The 15,419-nt window shown below is 62.7% G+C and carries 15 protein-coding genes; 13 read left to right on the forward strand and 2 right to left on the reverse strand.

Translation table 11 applies throughout. From position 1 onward, the window contains the following. Positions 1-7 precede the first annotated feature (7 nt). The 11 genes from nuoL to VPH41_RS07155 all read left to right on the forward strand — a co-directional run bounded on the left by nuoL (position 8) and on the right by VPH41_RS07155 (position 11,916). Positions 8-2,107 carry an NADH-quinone oxidoreductase subunit L gene (gene nuoL / locus VPH41_RS07105; protein WP_152257083.1) on the forward strand — a complete coding sequence of 700 codons (2,100 nt, stop codon included), beginning with the start codon at positions 8-10 and terminating at the stop codon, positions 2,105-2,107. A 29-nt stretch (positions 2,108-2,136) separates the two neighbouring features. Further along, positions 2,137-3,636 carry an NADH-quinone oxidoreductase subunit M gene (locus VPH41_RS07110; RefSeq protein WP_152283157.1) on the forward strand — a complete coding sequence of 500 codons (1,500 nt, stop codon included), beginning with the start codon at positions 2,137-2,139 and terminating at the stop codon, positions 3,634-3,636. Positions 3,637-3,652: 16 nt separating this feature from the next. Continuing rightward, positions 3,653-5,155, forward strand: coding sequence for an NADH-quinone oxidoreductase subunit NuoN (gene nuoN / locus VPH41_RS07115; RefSeq protein ID WP_152283158.1), 1,503 nt, complete (start codon positions 3,653-3,655; stop codon positions 5,153-5,155). A gap of 2 nt (positions 5,156-5,157) precedes the next feature. Next, positions 5,158-5,481, forward strand: coding sequence for a DUF2818 family protein (locus VPH41_RS07120; RefSeq protein WP_152257080.1), 324 nt, complete (start codon positions 5,158-5,160; stop codon positions 5,479-5,481). Between the two features lie 75 nt (positions 5,482-5,556). Beyond that, on the forward strand, positions 5,557-6,114 hold the full coding sequence (locus tag VPH41_RS07125) for an NUDIX hydrolase (RefSeq protein WP_328569414.1): 558 nt from the start codon (positions 5,557-5,559) through the stop codon (positions 6,112-6,114). A gap of 8 nt (positions 6,115-6,122) precedes the next feature. After that, positions 6,123-6,821, forward strand: a complete 699-nt coding sequence (locus tag VPH41_RS07130) for a hypothetical protein (protein ID WP_328569415.1) — start codon at positions 6,123-6,125, stop codon at positions 6,819-6,821. Positions 6,822-6,837: 16 nt separating this feature from the next. Further along, positions 6,838-7,542: a 2-C-methyl-D-erythritol 4-phosphate cytidylyltransferase gene (ispD, locus tag VPH41_RS07135; RefSeq protein ID WP_328569416.1), complete on the forward strand. Its 705-nt coding sequence runs from the start codon at positions 6,838-6,840 to the stop codon at positions 7,540-7,542. 17 nt (positions 7,543-7,559) lie between these two features. Next, positions 7,560-8,060, forward strand: coding sequence for a 2-C-methyl-D-erythritol 2,4-cyclodiphosphate synthase (ispF, locus tag VPH41_RS07140; RefSeq protein WP_099388380.1), 501 nt, complete (start codon positions 7,560-7,562; stop codon positions 8,058-8,060). A gap of 169 nt (positions 8,061-8,229) precedes the next feature. Beyond that, entirely contained in the window at positions 8,230-10,269 is a 2,040-nt protein-coding gene (locus VPH41_RS07145) for a PKD domain-containing protein (protein ID WP_328569417.1), read from the forward strand. 111 nt (positions 10,270-10,380) lie between these two features. Beyond that, a complete protein-coding gene (locus VPH41_RS07150; protein WP_328569418.1) occupies positions 10,381-11,556 on the forward strand; it encodes a PQQ-dependent sugar dehydrogenase in 1,176 nt (391 codons plus the stop codon). Between the two features lie 57 nt (positions 11,557-11,613). After that, positions 11,614-11,916: a hypothetical protein gene (locus VPH41_RS07155; RefSeq protein ID WP_328569419.1), complete on the forward strand. Its 303-nt coding sequence runs from the start codon at positions 11,614-11,616 to the stop codon at positions 11,914-11,916. A 13-nt stretch (positions 11,917-11,929) separates the two neighbouring features. Here VPH41_RS07155 and VPH41_RS07160 read toward each other — a convergent pair whose 3' ends face one another. Then, positions 11,930-13,168, reverse strand: a complete 1,239-nt coding sequence (locus VPH41_RS07160) for an MFS transporter (RefSeq protein WP_328569420.1) — start codon at positions 13,166-13,168, stop codon at positions 11,930-11,932. Between the two features lie 91 nt (positions 13,169-13,259). Between VPH41_RS07160 and VPH41_RS07165 the strand changes: the two genes are divergently transcribed. Beyond that, positions 13,260-13,880 (forward strand): TetR/AcrR family transcriptional regulator, encoded by a 621-nt coding sequence (locus tag VPH41_RS07165; protein WP_152257071.1) that lies wholly within the window; start codon positions 13,260-13,262, stop codon positions 13,878-13,880. Here VPH41_RS07165 and VPH41_RS07170 read toward each other — a convergent pair whose 3' ends face one another. Continuing rightward, positions 13,881-14,219, reverse strand: a complete 339-nt coding sequence (locus VPH41_RS07170; RefSeq protein WP_152283168.1) for an MmcQ/YjbR family DNA-binding protein — start codon at positions 14,217-14,219, stop codon at positions 13,881-13,883. A 528-nt stretch (positions 14,220-14,747) separates the two neighbouring features. Here VPH41_RS07170 and VPH41_RS07175 point away from each other — a divergent pair. After that, positions 14,748-15,404, forward strand: coding sequence for a CCXG family PEP-CTERM protein (locus VPH41_RS07175; RefSeq protein WP_152283169.1), 657 nt, complete (start codon positions 14,748-14,750; stop codon positions 15,402-15,404). Positions 15,405-15,419 lie beyond the last annotated feature (15 nt).

The following is a 15,419-nucleotide window of genomic DNA, read 5'->3' on the forward strand; positions in this document are numbered from 1 at the left end:
GTTCATCATGGCGGGGCAACTCCTCAACCCTAACCTCCTTCTTGCCGTACCGCTGGCGCCGCTGGCCGGTGCCGCGATTGCAGGCTTGCTTGGCACCCAGTTCCTGGGTAATTTGGTCGGACGCAAGACGTCGCATACCGCGACGATCCTGGGCGTACTGATTGCGTTCATCCTGTCCGTGCAGACACTGCTGGCAGTGATGGATGGCGCGACATTCAATGGCACGATCTATAACTGGATGACGATCGGCACCCTGAAGATGGAAGTGGGCTTCCAGATCGATTCGCTGTCGGCGATGATGATGTGCGTGGTCACCTTCGTCTCCCTGATGGTGCACATCTACACGATCGGCTACATGAAGGACGACGAAGGCTACAACCGCTTCTTCGCCTACATCTCGCTGTTCACGTTCTCGATGCTGATGCTGGTCATGGCCAACAACTTCCTGCAGCTGTTCTTCGGTTGGGAAGCCGTGGGCCTGGTCTCCTACCTGCTGATCGGTTTCTGGTACCAGCGTCCGACGGCCATCGTGGCCAACATGAAGGCGTTCCTCGTCAACCGCGTGGGCGACTTCGGCTTCATCCTGGGCATCGGCCTGCTGCTGGCGTTTGCCGGCACCATGAACTACCAGGAAGTATTCGCCAAGAAAGACGAACTGGCGCTGCTGACGATGCCAGGCACCGACTGGGCCCTGCTGACCGTGGCCTGCATCTGCCTGTTCATCGGCGCGATGGGCAAGTCGGCGCAATTCCCGCTGCACGTGTGGCTGCCTGACTCGATGGAAGGTCCTACCCCGATCTCGGCACTGATCCACGCCGCGACGATGGTGACGGCCGGTATCTTCATGGTCTCGCGCATGTCGCCGCTGTTCGAACTGTCCGACACGGCACTGTCCTTCATCCTGGTGATCGGTTCCATCACGGCGCTGTTCATGGGCTTCCTGGGCATCATCCAGAACGACATCAAGCGCGTCGTCGCTTACTCGACCCTGTCGCAGCTGGGCTACATGACCGTGGCGCTGGGTTCGTCCGCGTACTCCGTGGCCGTGTTCCACCTGATGACGCACGCATTCTTCAAGGCACTGCTGTTCCTGGGCGCCGGTTCCGTCATCATCGGCATGCACCATGACCAGGACATCCGCAACATGGGCGGCCTGCGCAAATACATGCCAATCACCTGGATTACTTCGCTGATCGGTTCGCTGGCCCTGATCGGTACGCCGCTGTTCTCCGGTTTCTACTCGAAAGACAGCATCATCGAAGCCGTCGAAGCAACGCACATCTGGGGCGCTGGCTTTGCCCAGTTCGCCGTGCTGGCTGGCGTGTTCGTCACCGCGTTCTACTCGTTCCGCATGTACTTCCTCGTCTTCCACGGCAAGGAACGTTTCGGCCAGGCGCATGCGCACGGTCACGACGACCATCACGCACCGAAAGCGGCCCATGGCGCGCACGGCGATGCACATGACGACCATCACGAAGAGGAAGAGGACGACCACGGCCACCACGGTCTGGAACCTGGCCAGAAGCCGCACGAGTCCCCATTCGTCGTATGGTTCCCGCTGGTGATGCTGGCGATCCCTTCCTTGATCATCGGTTACCTGACGATCGGCCCGATGCTGCATGGCGATTTCTTCAAGGGCGTGATTTTTGTGGGCGAAAACCATCCAGCAATGGAAGAGTTGTCGCATGAATTCCACGGCGCAATGGCGATGGCGATCCACGGCCTGTCGACGGCACCGTTCTGGCTGGCATTGTCCGGCGTGGTGGCAGCCTACTACTGCTACATGGTCAACCCGCGCGTACCGGCCTGGTTCTTTGCCAAGTTCCACGCGATCCACACCCTGCTGGACAACAAGTACTACATGGACAAGTTCAATGAAGTCGTGTTCGCCGGCGGTGCCCGCTTGCTGGGTAATGGCCTGTGGAACTTCGGTGACAAGAAGCTGATCGATGGCCTGCTGGTCAACGGTAGCGCCAAGGTCGTCGCCTGGCTGTCCTCGCTGTCGCGAGTGCTGCAGACCGGCTACATCTATCACTATGCATTCGTGATGATCCTGGGCGTGCTGGGCTTCCTGATCTATTTCCTGCCATTCTGGCCCGCTAAGTAAGCTGACCTGATAAAAGAATACTGAGAACCATGATGCAGTCTACGATTTCTACATTACCTCCTTACCTGAGTCTGTCGATCTGGGTGCCGATCATTTGCGGCGTCCTGATCCTGGCTCTCGGCCGTGACAGCAAAGCGGGCTTTACCCGCTGGCTGTCGCTGGCTGGCGCCGTGCTCAGCATGCTGTGCACCTTGCCGCTGATCCAGCATTTCGACAACGCCGCACACGGCATGCAATTCGTCGAAAAAGCACCGTGGATCCAAACCTTCAATATCTGGTATTCGCTGGGTATCGACGGCCTGTCCCTGTGGTTCGTGCCGCTGACGGCATTCATCACGGTGATCGTGGTGATTTCCGCTTGGCAAGTGATCGAGAAGCGCATCGCCCAGTACATGGGCTCCTTCCTGATCCTGTCGGGCTTGATGATCGGCGTGTTCTGCGCGCTGGACGGCTTGCTGTTCTACTTCTTCTTTGAAGCAACCCTGATACCGATGTTCATCATCATCGGTATCTGGGGCGGTTCGAACCGCGTGTACGCGTCGTTCAAGTTCTTCCTGTACACCTTCTTCGGTTCGCTGCTGACCCTGGTTGCCATCATCTACCTGCGCAATGTGTCGGGCACCTTCGACATCCTGGCCTGGCATGCGTTCAAGCTGACGATGAACGAACAGATCTTCATCTTCCTGGCCTTCCTGATGGCGTTTGCCGTAAAGGTACCGATGTTCCCCGTGCACACGTGGCTGCCGGACGTCCACGTGGAAGCGCCTACGGGCGGTTCCGCCGTGCTGGCCGCCATCATGCTGAAACTGGGCGCCTACGGCTTCCTGCGTTTCTCGCTGCCGATCACGCCAGACGCCAGCCACTACCTGTCGGGCTTCATGATCGCCTTGTCGCTGATCGCCGTCATCTACATCGGTCTGGTTGCCCTGGTGCAGACGGACATGAAAAAACTGGTCGCCTATTCGTCGATCGCGCACATGGGTTTCGTGACCCTGGGCTTCTTCATGTTCAACGACATCTCGGTGCAGGGCGGTATCGTGCAGATGGTGTCGCACGGCTTCATCTCCGGCGCCATGTTCCTGTGCATCGGCGTGCTGTATGACCGCATGCATACCCGCAACATCGCCGACTACGGCGGCGTCGTGAACCGCATGCCGAAATTTGCCGCCTTCTTCGTGCTGTTCTCGATGGCCAACTGCGGTCTGCCAGCGACGTCCGGCTTCGTCGGCGAGTTCATGGTGATCCTGGGCGCGGTGAAATTCAACTTCTGGATCGGCTTGCTGGCTGCAACGGCACTGATCTGGGGCGCGGCGTACTCGCTGTGGATGGCCAAGCGCGTGGTGTTCGGCAAGATCAAGAACAAGCACGTGGCCGAACTGACCGACATCAACAAACGTGAATTCTTCATGCTTGCTGTGCTGGCCATCGCCGTGCTTGTGATGGGTCTGTACCCAGCCCCGTTCACCGACACGATGCAAACTTCGGTTGCCGACCTGCTGCAGCATGTCGCCACCAGCAAGTTGCCTTAAATAGAAGACCGATAACATGACTAATGCACCTAATCTGGTACCGCTGTACGCGGAAATCTTTCTGCTGATCGCCACGTCGGCGCTCTTGCTGATCGATATGTTCTTGCCTGCGGCGAAGCGTTCGATCACCTACGCGCTGTCCCTGCTGACGTTGGCAGGCTGCGCCTTGCTGACCGTGGGCGACTTCAACGCGGGCACCACCGTCTACACGTTCCACAACATGTTCGTGTCGGACCCGATGTCGCAGCTGCTGAAACTGTTCTCGTACGGCGCCGTGGCGCTGACCCTGATCTACTCGCGTGCCTACGCTACCGACCGCAACATGCTGTCGGGTAACCTGGGCGGCGAGTTCTACGTGCTGGCCCTGTTTGCACTGCTGGGCCAGATGATCATGATCTCGGCCAACAACTTCCTGATCATCTACCTGGGTCTGGAACTGATGTCGCTGTCGCTGTACGCGCTGATCGCCTTGCGCCGTGACAATGCCAAGGCCACGGAAGCGGCCATGAAATACTTCATCCTGGGCGCACTGGCTTCCGGTTTCATGTTGTACGGTATCTCGATGCTGTACGGCGCGTCCGGCACCCTGGACCTGGGCGAACTGCGCGTGGCGCTGGAAAACGGCAAGACCAACGGCACCATCATGGTCTTCGGCCTGGTGTTCCTCGTCGCCGGCCTGGCCTTCAAACTGGGCGTCGTGCCATTCCACATGTGGGTGCCTGACGTGTACCAAGGTTCGCCAACGGCCGTGACCCTGCTGCTGGGCGGCGCGCCGAAACTGGCCGCGTTTGCCATCACCCTGCGTTTGCTGGGCGAGGGCTTGCTGCCGATGGCGCATGACTGGCAGCAAATGCTGCTGGTACTGGCCGTGATGTCGCTGGCCATCGGTAACTTCACCGCCATCGCGCAAACGAACCTGAAGCGCATGCTGGCGTACTCGACCATCGCGCAAATGGGCTTCGTGCTGCTGGGCCTGCTGTCGGGTACCGTCGATGCACCGAACAACACCCTGAACGCGGCTGGCGCAGCCACCGCCTACGGCGCCTCGATGTACTACGTCATCACCTACGTGTTCACCACCCTGGGTACCTTCGGCGTGATCATGTTGTTGGCACGTAATGGTTTCGAAGCAGAAGAACTGGCCGACTTCAAGGGCCTGGGCAAACGCAGCCCGATCTTCGCGCTGGTGATGACCCTGTTCATGTTCTCGCTGGCCGGCGTGCCGCCGCTGATGGGCTTCATGGCCAAGTACTCGGTGCTGGCCTCGGTGTTGGCCACGGGCCAGCTGTGGCTGACCATCGCTGCCGTGCTGTTCTCGCTGATCGGCGCCTTCTACTACCTGCGCGTCGTGAAGATGATGTGGTTCGACGAGCCGACGGACAGCAATGCGCTGGTCGTGCATGGCGACATGCGCGTCGTGCTGGCCCTGAACGGCGTGTTCGTCCTGGCACTGGGCGTGATGCCTAACAGCATCCTGGCGGCCTGCGCTTCGGCCATCACCAAGACCCTGGCGTCCTGACCATGGATGTCACCGTCTCGAGCTGGCTGGTGATCGCCCTGGGCATCCTGGGCGCCAACCTGCCATTCTTGAACGAGAAACTGTTTGCCGCCGTGCCGTTGAAAAAAGCCGCGCCGGCGGAGCAGGGCTGGCGCAAGCCGCTGGCACTGCGCCTGCTGGAGATGGTGGTGCTGTACTTCATCGTCGGCGCCGTGGCATTCGCGCTCGAAGCGCGCATCGGCAACGGTTTCCCGCAGACGTGGGAATTCTATGCCATCACGGGATGCCTGTTCCTGGTGCTGGCCTTCCCCGGCTTTGTCGCACGCTACCTGCGCAAACGGCGCTAGCCCCCTCGACCGAAAGCGGCGCCTCTGGCGCCGTTTTTTTTTATTGAGCATAATCAAGGTATGGATACTGAACGCATGGATATGAATTTGACTGAGACGAAGGTGGATGGCGAGCTGGCCTACCAGGGCAGCTTCCTGCGCGTGCAGCGCGACCGGGTGACACTGCCCGATGGCAAGATCACGGTGCGCGAATTCATCCTGCACCCGGGCGCCGTCGTCATCCTGCCGCTGCTCGACGACGGCACCGTGCTGATGGAGCGGCAGTACCGCTATCCGCTGGACCGCGTGTTCATCGAGTTCCCGGCCGGCAAGATCGACGCGGGCGAGTCCCACTTGGCCTGCGCCCGGCGCGAATTGCTGGAAGAGACGGGCTACACGGCGACCGACTGGCAATTCGTCTCCACCATCCACAACGCTATCGCCTATTCCGACGAGCACCTGGAACTGTTCCTGGCGCGGGGCCTCGTGGCCGGCGAGCGCCGCCTCGACGACGGCGAGTTCCTGGAAACATTTACGGCAACCGTGCCGCAGCTGCTGGACTGGGTCAGGGATGGCACGATCACGGACGTGAAGACGGTCATCGGCATCTTCTGGCTCGACAAGATCACCAGCGGCGCCTGGCAGCCGGCCTGATCCGGCGCATGCGCAAGGCGCTCTTCCTGCTGCTCGCTGGTGCCGTCCTGGGGGCGCAGGCGCAGGCGCGCACGCCGTTCCAGGTGCGCTGCGAAGACACGATCAGCAAGACGGTGTCGGTGCTGACGGTGCAGCAGAACGGCTACAGCATCGACACGCATCTGTCGTACAAGGCGCTGACGGTGATGAAGGGCATGGCGCGGCCCAATACCTGGGTGCTGGGCCTGACGAAGACGGATTCGCAGGTGCAGATTGCCCTGGCCGGGCCCATGCTGCAAGATCCTGCCAGCGGCTACGAATGCGTGGCGCCGCAGATATCCGTCAAGCTCAACTACGCTCCCGTGGTGATTTACATCGGCCGCGAGTTCGCCCCCGGCAGCTGCGCGTATGATGAGATACTCGCGCACGAGCTGCGGCACATGAAAACGTATATGGAGCATCTGCCGCGCGTGGAAAAGACCGTGCGCGCCGCGCTGGCCAGGCGCTTCGAGGCGCGGCCCCTGTATGCGCCCAGCGGGACGGCCAGGGCGGCGCTGGCGCGCGAGATCGATACGGGCTGGTTGCCGTATATCAAGGCCGAGATGCGCAAGGTGGAAGTCTTGCAGGCGGCCATCGATTCGCCGCAGGAATATGCGCGCCTGGGCAAGGCGTGCAATGGCGACATCCAGAATATATTGGCGGGCAAGGCACGGCCCGCCCAGCAGTGACACGACAAGGAAACGCATGACAGTAGCAGCATCGAATCGCCCCCGTTATTTTGCGCTGATCCCCGCCGCCGGCGTGGGCGCGCGCATGGAAGCGGGCAGCCCCAAGCAATACCTGCCCATCGCCGGCAAACCCATGTTGCGCCACGCCGTGGACGCCTTTCTCGCCAGTCCCCTCATTGCGCACACGTACATCGTGGTCAGCGCGGAAGACGGGCAGATCGATGGCCTGGTGCCAGAGCAGGGCGTGACGGTATTGCGCTGCGGCGGCGCCACGCGCATGGAGACGATCCTGAATGCCTTGCAGGCGCTGCACGGCAGCATTGCCGCGCACGACCAGGTGCTGGTGCACGACGCGGCCCGTCCCGGCCTGACGCCGGCGCTGATCGCAAAACTCATCAACGAGGTGGGCGAGCATCCGGCCGGCGGCTTGCTGGCCTTGCCCGTGGTCGACACCGTCAAGCGGGCGGGCCCGGCCAATGTGTCGGCGCTGACCGTGCCGCGCGACGGCCTGTGGCTGGCGCAAACGCCGCAGATGTTCAGCTACGCCTTGCTGCACCGGGCCCTGTCGCAGGCGTCCGACCCGCAGGCGATCACGGACGACGCCAGTGCCGTCGAGGCGCTGGGCCTGGCGCCCAGGCTCGTCGAGGGCCACCCGCGCAACCTGAAGGTGACCTTGCCGCGCGACATACAAACGGCCGAGTTGTATCTGGCCCATTCCTGAATTTTAAAGAGACCCGCATGAACACTACGACTCCCGTACTGCCTTTCCGCATCGGCCAGGGCTATGACTGCCACGCGCTGGTGGAAAACCGCGACCTGATCATCGGCGGCGTGAAGATTCCCCATCACCTGGGCCTGCTCGGCCATTCCGACGCGGACGTGCTGCTGCACGCCATCACGGACGCCATCTTCGGCGCCGCCGCCCTGGGCGACATCGGCCGCCATTTCCCCGATACGGATGCGCAATTCAAGGGCGCCGATTCGCGCACCCTGCTGCGCGAAGCCGTGCGCCGCGTGCAAGCCACCGGCTATATCATCGGCAATATCGACGCCACCATCATCGCCCAGCGCCCGAAGATGGCGCCGCACATCGCCGCCATGTGCGCCAACGTGGCCGAAGACCTGGGCGTATCGGTAGGACAGGTCAACATCAAGGCCAAGACAAATGAAAAGCTGGGCTACCTGGGCCGCGAAGAGGGCATCGCGGCCGAAGCCGTGGCCTTGCTGCTGCGCGCCTGAGGCGGCGGGCGGTAAATATTGCTGATTTTTAATGATTTCTGTGAATTAATATTTCCAAAGTGAAATTTGGTGAAAATTTAACGTTGTTGTCATGATAATATGCGTGCGCATTTTAGACGCGACAAGACGTCATCTTTCTAACCACGGGAATATTAGAGAACGGAATCATATGAAGAGTCGTATGCAGGGGCCGGTATTGCGCTGGCTGGGCGCCAGTCTGCTGGCCATGGCCATGCTGGCCGGATGTGGCGGCGGAAGCGGCAATGATGGCAACGTCGTGACGCCGCCCGCGGCCGTCGTGCCGCAGCCCGCCATCCTGTTTGCCGGCGCCGTGTCAGCGGCGGCCGAAGGCGCCGACGCGATCGGCACCATGGGTGCGCCCATCGAACTCGATGCGAGCGGCAGCAAGGATAGCGATGGCAATACCTTGACCTTTGCCTGGAGCATCGTCTCCAAGCCGGCGGACAGCGCGCTCAAGCTGGACGCTGCCAGCGCGGCCAAGCTCAACTTCCAGGCCGACGTGCTGGGAACGTATGTCTTCAAGCTGCGCCTGGCCAATGGCAAGGGCGGCTCGGTCGACAAAAATGTCACGGTACTGGTCAATAACCGGGTGCCGAACGCCGTCGTGGTGGTTAATGCCACCTTCACGGCGCAGCCGGTCGTCAAGCCAGCCATGGCCATATCGGTGGGCTCCGGCATCGTCCTCGACGCCACGGGCAGTACCGATGCGGATGGCGACAAGGTCACCACCACGTGGGAATTGATGCAGAAACCGTCCGGCAGCGCGTCCGTGCTGTATGCCACAGGTCAAACGGCCCGTTTCTCGCCGGATGTGCTGGGCCTGTACATCGTGCGCGCCCGTGGCGCGGACGGCAAGGGAGCCTATGCCGAGACGGTGTACCAGTTCGACGCCAACAACAGCTTGCCGACGGGCGTGATCCAGGGCACGGTGGCTGTCGTCAGCCGCAACAATCAAACGGTTCCCGTCGGCCAGCCGGTGGTGACCAGCGGCATCCTCAGCTATGACGAGGGCGGCGCGAAATTGACCTACGCCTGGACGGTGGACAGCCGTCCTGCCGGTTCCGTTGCGACGCTGGGCGCCGCCACGGCTGCCATACCGTCGTTCACGCCGGACGTGGCCGGTGCTTACGTGTTGTCGCTGACGGTGAGCAATGGCCGCCAGACAGCGGTCGCCTACCTGAAACTCAATGCCGTCACCTCGACCTCGAGCGTGCTCGCGTTGCCGTTCAAGCCGCTGGACATGCGTTACAGCGTGGCGACCGATCGCCTGGTCGCCATTACGGCCGAGCCGAACGCCATGAAAGTCATCAATCCGGTCGATGGCGGCATCACCAGCATCGATCTGCCGACGACGGTCAAGGCCTTCAATCTGAGCCCTGATGGCAAGCTGGCCGGCGTGCTGCATGATGGCGTGGTCAGCCTCGTGGACCTGGTCGCCGGCACCGTGCTGAAGTCGACGGGCACCGGCGGCACGCAAACGGAAGTATTCGTCACCAACGACGGCGTGGTCTTTCTCTCGGGCCAGACGCTGTCTTCCTCGGCGCGGCCGGCGGTCGCCGTGATCAATGCCCGCACGGGGCAGGCTTTGCCTGCGCTCGATTTCGGCGCCGGCGGCGGCTTCTACGGCGTCCTGCGCGGCGCGTTCGCCGTATCGAAGAGCAAGGTCTTTCTCGCGCCGGCTGGCAGCTCCAGCCTCTCGTATTTCACCTTCGATCCGCAAACGAATGCCATCCTGACCAGCGGCAATGTTTATAGCGATTACTACATGACGTCGCCGTTCTTCCTGTCGCCGAAGGAAGATCTGCTGTTTTCCGCAAACGGTTCGTATTTCAATACCGAAACGCTGAAATATGTGGGGCACTTCATCCTTGGTAATGGCAACAGCGGCCAGAGCAACACCATGCTGTCGATGAGCTATTCGCCCACCACGGCGGAAGTGCTGCTGATGGAAAGCTCGCTTGAGTACGTTTCTTCGGGCTACGATACGACGTACCAGACCAGCTACAAGAAATATAGCGGCGAATTGCTGTTCCCTGCAGGCAGCGTCAGCCTGCCCGTGATCGGCGGCGAAGCCAGCTATGGCCTTGGCGTCTTCCATACATCGGCCGGCGAGTCGCTCGCGGTGGTGCAGACGGGCGGCGCGCAGAAGGGTTACGCGCGCGCCAAGTACTACCTCGTGTATCGCTGATCGCATGCAAACGGCGGCGCGTCCGCCGTGCAAGATGTGATATTTTAGAAGGCGGCGGGATGGCCAACACCATCCCGGCCGCCTTTTTTCATATAGACAGGAGAACTCCGGATGCCAACCATCAAGCGCACACGCCTTGCCACCGCCCTGCTGCTGGGAGCCTTCGCGGCCTCGGCCATGCCTGCCCACGCCGAACTGCAAGCCACGGGCGAGCCGCCCGCCGCGAAACAGCAATGGAAGGCTGTCACGGTGGCCGAGGGCGTGCGCCAGCCATGGGGCATCGCCTGGCTGGGCGAGGGCCGTGCGCTGGTCACCAGCAAGCAGGGCACCTTGCATCTGCTGAATGGAAAGACTTTTACCGACGTGGCGCTGGAGGGCATGCCCAAGGTGTTTACGGGCGGGCAGGGCGGCTTGCTCGATATCGTGCTGCACCCGCAGGATGCGGCCAAGCCGAACCCGCGCGTCTATATGACGGTGTCGACAGGCACGAATGACGCCAACCGCACGACCCTCGTGCGCGGCGTGTTCGACGGCAAGAAGGTGACGGGCATCCAGACCCTGTTCAAGGTGGCCACGGACAAGAGCGGGGGCCAGCATTTCGGCTCGCGCCTGCTGTGGCTGCCGGACGGCACTTTGCTGATGAGCGTGGCCGATGGCGGCAATCCGCCGCTGCGCATCGGCGACCGCCTGGCGCGCGAGCAGGCGCAAAATCTGGCCACGCACCAGGGTTCCATCCTGCGCCTGACGGAAGACGGCAAGCCGGCACCGGGCAATCCGCTGGCGGCCAAGGGCGCCTTGCCGGAAATCTGGTCGTACGGCCACCGCAATGTGCAGGGCCTGGCGCTCGATCCCGTCTCCGGCCGCGTGTGGGCCACGGAACACGGTCCGTATGGCGGCGACGAGCTGAACCTGGTGGTAGCGGGCGGCAACTACGGCTGGCCCCTGCAAAGCTACGGCGCCGATTACACGACGCACGAACCCGTGGGCAAGCATGAGGTGGCGGGCATGATCAATCCGAGCGTGGCCTGGGTGCCGTCGCCGGCGCCGTCCGGGCTGGCCGTCTATACGGGCGACAAGATTGCCGCCTGGCGCGGCAGCATCTTCAGCGGCGGCCTGGCGGCCAAGGATATCCGCCGCATCGCCGTCGATGCGAACGGCAAGGTGACGGGGCAGGACCGCCTGGCCATCGGCGCGCGCGTGCGCGACGTGCGCCAGGGGCCGGATGGCTACCTGTATGCGCTGACGGACGAAGACAATGGCCGCTTGCTGCGCATCGTGGCGCAGTAGCACGGCAGGCGCCGTCTTCCTTTAAGATGGCGCCTTTATTCAAGACAAGGTGGCGGCATGGCCCGTGATACTTATGCATACCGGCACGTTGCCGTCGAATCGCGCGCCATCCATGGCCGTGTGGAAATCCGCCCCGTGCCGGGCCAGGCTTTTTCGCCCGAACTGGCCGTGCAGTGCTCGCGCCGCCTGGCCGACCTGCAGCGCTATCCGCTGGGCAGCCGCTTTTTGCTGTTCGCCAAGCTGACGGACCGCCTGGGCGGCACACCTTTCCTGTATGCGTATCACGGCGATGCGGACGTCCTGATGACGCCGGCCGAAGTGACGAAATTCCTTGGCGAATTTCGCCGCGGCCGTATCTGAGCCAGCTTTTTCGCTAGGCCTTGCAGGCAGCGCTGCCTGCCGCCAACTGCGGCGCGGTGCGCGGCTTGCCGAAGACGGCGATCGTCACGGCGCAGCCCAGGGCGAACAGGCCGCCCACCACCATCGCGCTGGCTACGCCCAGCCGGTCGACGGCCATGCCGCCCAGCAAGGCGCCCGACGCCAGCGACACCTGCACGATGGCGACAAACAGCGCGCTGCTGCCTTCCATCAGTTCCGGCGCCGCCTTGAACATCCACGTTTGCACGGCGATCGGCATGGCGCCGAAACCGAAGCCCCAGATGGCCACCAGCAGCATGGCCGTGACCGAGTGGCTGCCGAACGCGGCCAGGGCCAGGGTGGACAGGCCCAGCACGGCGCCCGTCACCATCAGCGCGGCCCGCTCGTAGCGGCCGGCGGCCCAGCCGCCCACGAGGTTGCCGATGAAGCCGGATGCGCCATAGACGAGCAGCATGGCGCTGACCGTGCCGGCGGCCAGGTGCGAAATCTGCGTGAGGAAAGGCGCGATATACGTGTAGGCAGCGAACTGGCCCGTGAACAGCATGGCCGTGGCGATCAGGCCCAGCCTGGCCTTGCGGATGCCGAAAATCATCGGCAACTGGCGCAAGCGGATGGCTTGCGTCGGTGGCAGTTTGGGCAGCAGCAACAGCTGGCCGATGAAGACCAGCACGGCAATGGCGCTGGCCGCGCCGAAGGCGACGCGCCAGCCCACGAGATCGCCCACGAGCGCGCCGGCCGGCACGCCCGCCACCGTGCCCAGCGAGACGCCGGCAAAGATGATGGACATGGCGCGCGACGCATGCTGCGGCGCCACCAGGCGCGGGCCGATGGCGCTGCCGATGGCCCAGAAGCCGCCCACGCCCACGCCCAGCATGGCGCGGCCCAGCAGTATCCAGCCAAACGAGGGCGCCAGCGCCACCAGCAGGTTCGACGCGACCAGCAGCGCCGTGAGCGCCAGCAGCACGATGCGGCGGTCGAGGCGGCCCGAGCCGACGGTGACGAAGATGGCGGCAAATGCGGCAACGATGCCGGGCGTGGTGATCATCAGTCCCGCCTGGCCCTTGGTGATGGCCAGTTCGGCAGCCATGGCGGGCAGCAGGCCGACGGGCAAGAATTCGGACGTGACGAGGGCGAACGCGCCGATGCCGACCGACAGGACGGCCAGCCAGGGCGCGACGGTGGTATCGTCGCTGGGGGCCGCCGTGGCGGATGGGGAAGCAGGTGGTGTGTGCATGGTGGGTCCTGAAAAGCCGAGAGGTTTTTAACCGGTCGGTATATAATCAGGGAAGGCAGACATTGTTGTCAATAATTTTTTACCGAACGGTATGAAACAAGATAAAAAAGACGAAACCGTCAAGGCGAAAACGGGCCGTCCACGCACCTTCGATGCGGACGAAGCGCTCGATTGCGCCATGAAGGTATTCTGGGAAAAGGGCTATGAAGGCAGTTCCCTGCCGGAATTGACGAAAGCCATGGGCATGAACCGGCCCAGCCTGTATGCCGTCTTCGGCAACAAGGAGCAGTTGTTCCACAAGGCGATCGAGCGCTACAGCGACACGCGCATGCAGTTTTTCGACGCGGCGCTGGAGCAGCCGACGGCGCGCCAGGTGGTGGAAGCCCTGCTGACGCAGTATGTGGATGCGCAGACCATGCCGGACGGTCCGCACGGCTGCATGGGCGTGAATGCGGCGCTGGCCTGCAGCGACGACGCCTTGCCGATCCGCGATGAATTGTTCGCGCGCCGGCTGCGCGGTGAAATCAAGTTGCGCGACCGCTTGCGGCGCGCGAAGGAGGAGGGGGACTTGCCGCCCGATTCCTGTCCCGAGCAGCAGGCGCGCTTTGTCGTGACCCTGTCGCAGGGCATGGCCATCCAGGCGGCGGCGGGCGTATCGCGCGAGCAATTGCAGCAGATGGTGGGCTTGTTGCTGCGCAATTGGCCGCTGTAGCTAGCCGCTGGGGGCGATGGTCTTGGCCAGGTCGCTGGGCGCCTTGCGCCGCCAGGCGGCCGTCAGGGCGGCGGCCAGCATGTCCAGCTCGGCATCCGCCAGGCGCACCGTGATGCCGGCCAGCCGTTCGCCCCACCACAGCTTTTCGCAGCCGGACGGCGTGATGACGGTGGCGATATGCGCCGCTTCCGCATCGAGCAGCACGTTGATGTGCTCGTCGTCGGGCAGGGTGGCAAAGATCTTCCCGCCCACGCGGAAGGCCGGACGGTCGTGGTGTTCTTCCTCGGTGGCGTCGGGAAACGACAGTGCCAGATAGCGTAGTTCTTCCAGGTCGACCATTCCTCTTTCCCCCAGTTCGGATAGATAGCAGCGTGACTACATTTTGCCATGCTGTTTCGCCCCGTGGTGCAGCGGCATGCGAAAAGAAATGCGCAAGATGCGACAACGGCACGCCCGGTTGTGGTGCTTGCGCGACAGGTGCGCAGGCGCGTTCAGGGCCCTGGCGCCCGTGCGGCGCGGCCGTCCAGGCCGTTTTTCCCGCTTGTCGCGCGATTGTCATAAAAATATCTTACATGGCTAAAAGAAAAATACTTTTCTTCCAAGGAATTTAAGATAGAATAGACTCAACGTTTCACCTGACCCGTCAATTGTCTGGCCTTGTCCCGGGAACCCGAACCCTTTCCAGGACGCTTGCAGTGCCGCCATGGCACGCCGCAAGTCCGCGCAGTTTTGCGGAAGCCACGCCCCCGACCGCTCATTCCTGCACTTTCCCGCGCTATGCCGACACGCCTCAATGCAGCGTGTATTCAGCTCAAGCGCTCTCACGCCTGCTGCGCCCGTTGAATACTTACTGATTGGATATCCATCATGAAAAACTTGCCTAAAATCGCTTTGTCCCTGATCGCCGTTGGTGTGTTTGCCCACGCGAACGCCAGCACCATCACCGTCTCCACCGGCTACTCGAACGCAGGCGCGCAAGCTTCCGCCGCCGCCTACCAGTCCGTGGTGAATGCCGCCGTGGCCACGCCGGGCGCCGGCTATGGCACGACGACGATTGCCAGCTACAACAATGTCACGAATAGCAGCCTGTTCGGCAGTGGTTCGAACGTCGCCTTCAAATCGGTGATCAACTTCGGCGTTAGCGCGGCCAATGCCGGCGCCTGGAGCTTCCGCAGCGGCGTCGATTTCGGCAATGGCGGCGCCCTGTTCCTCGATGGCGTGGCGCTGGACTTCAAGAGCAGCGACCTGTGGTGGGCCGGTAACTACAATAGCAGCAGCCAGTTCCTCGCCGGTTCGAGCACCCTGTCGGCAGGCAACCATACCTTGAGCATCTTCGGCCTGGAAGGCTGCTGCGATGGCGGCCAGCAAGTCCAGTTCAAGGCAGGCAACGGCAATTTCACCAGCTTTTCCAGCACCGATGGCCTGGTGTCGGCCGTGCCGGAACCGACCACCTACGCCATGCTGCTGATCGGCCTGGGCCTGCTGGGCTTCACGGCGCGCCGCAAGCAGGAAGCCAAGTTCTAAGCGCAGGTTCCATGC

Source organism: Janthinobacterium sp. P210006 (assembly GCF_036231885.1).
In the GTDB taxonomy this organism is placed as follows: Bacteria; Pseudomonadota; Gammaproteobacteria; order Burkholderiales; family Burkholderiaceae_D; genus Janthinobacterium; species Janthinobacterium violaceinigrum.

Coding starts and splice junctions, on each gene's coding strand:
- ispD (WP_328569416.1), top strand. CDS start 6,838: ATGACAGTAGCAGCATCGAATCGCCCCCGTTATTTTGCGCTGATCCCC.
- VPH41_RS07145 (WP_328569417.1), top strand. CDS start 8,230: ATGAAGAGTCGTATGCAGGGGCCGGTATTGCGCTGGCTGGGCGCCAGT.
- VPH41_RS07155 (WP_328569419.1), top strand. CDS start 11,614: ATGGCCCGTGATACTTATGCATACCGGCACGTTGCCGTCGAATCGCGC.
- VPH41_RS07160 (WP_328569420.1), bottom strand. CDS start 13,168: ATGCACACACCACCTGCTTCCCCATCCGCCACGGCGGCCCCCAGCGAC.
- VPH41_RS07150 (WP_328569418.1), top strand. CDS start 10,381: ATGCCAACCATCAAGCGCACACGCCTTGCCACCGCCCTGCTGCTGGGA.
- ispF (WP_099388380.1), top strand. CDS start 7,560: ATGAACACTACGACTCCCGTACTGCCTTTCCGCATCGGCCAGGGCTAT.
- nuoN (WP_152283158.1), top strand. CDS start 3,653: ATGACTAATGCACCTAATCTGGTACCGCTGTACGCGGAAATCTTTCTG.
- VPH41_RS07110 (WP_152283157.1), top strand. CDS start 2,137: ATGATGCAGTCTACGATTTCTACATTACCTCCTTACCTGAGTCTGTCG.
- VPH41_RS07130 (WP_328569415.1), top strand. CDS start 6,123: ATGCGCAAGGCGCTCTTCCTGCTGCTCGCTGGTGCCGTCCTGGGGGCG.
- VPH41_RS07170 (WP_152283168.1), bottom strand. CDS start 14,219: ATGGTCGACCTGGAAGAACTACGCTATCTGGCACTGTCGTTTCCCGAC.
- VPH41_RS07165 (WP_152257071.1), top strand. CDS start 13,260: ATGAAACAAGATAAAAAAGACGAAACCGTCAAGGCGAAAACGGGCCGT.
- VPH41_RS07175 (WP_152283169.1), top strand. CDS start 14,748: ATGAAAAACTTGCCTAAAATCGCTTTGTCCCTGATCGCCGTTGGTGTG.
- VPH41_RS07125 (WP_328569414.1), top strand. CDS start 5,557: ATGGATATGAATTTGACTGAGACGAAGGTGGATGGCGAGCTGGCCTAC.
- nuoL (WP_152257083.1), top strand. CDS start 8: ATGGCGGGGCAACTCCTCAACCCTAACCTCCTTCTTGCCGTACCGCTG.
- VPH41_RS07120 (WP_152257080.1), top strand. CDS start 5,158: ATGGATGTCACCGTCTCGAGCTGGCTGGTGATCGCCCTGGGCATCCTG.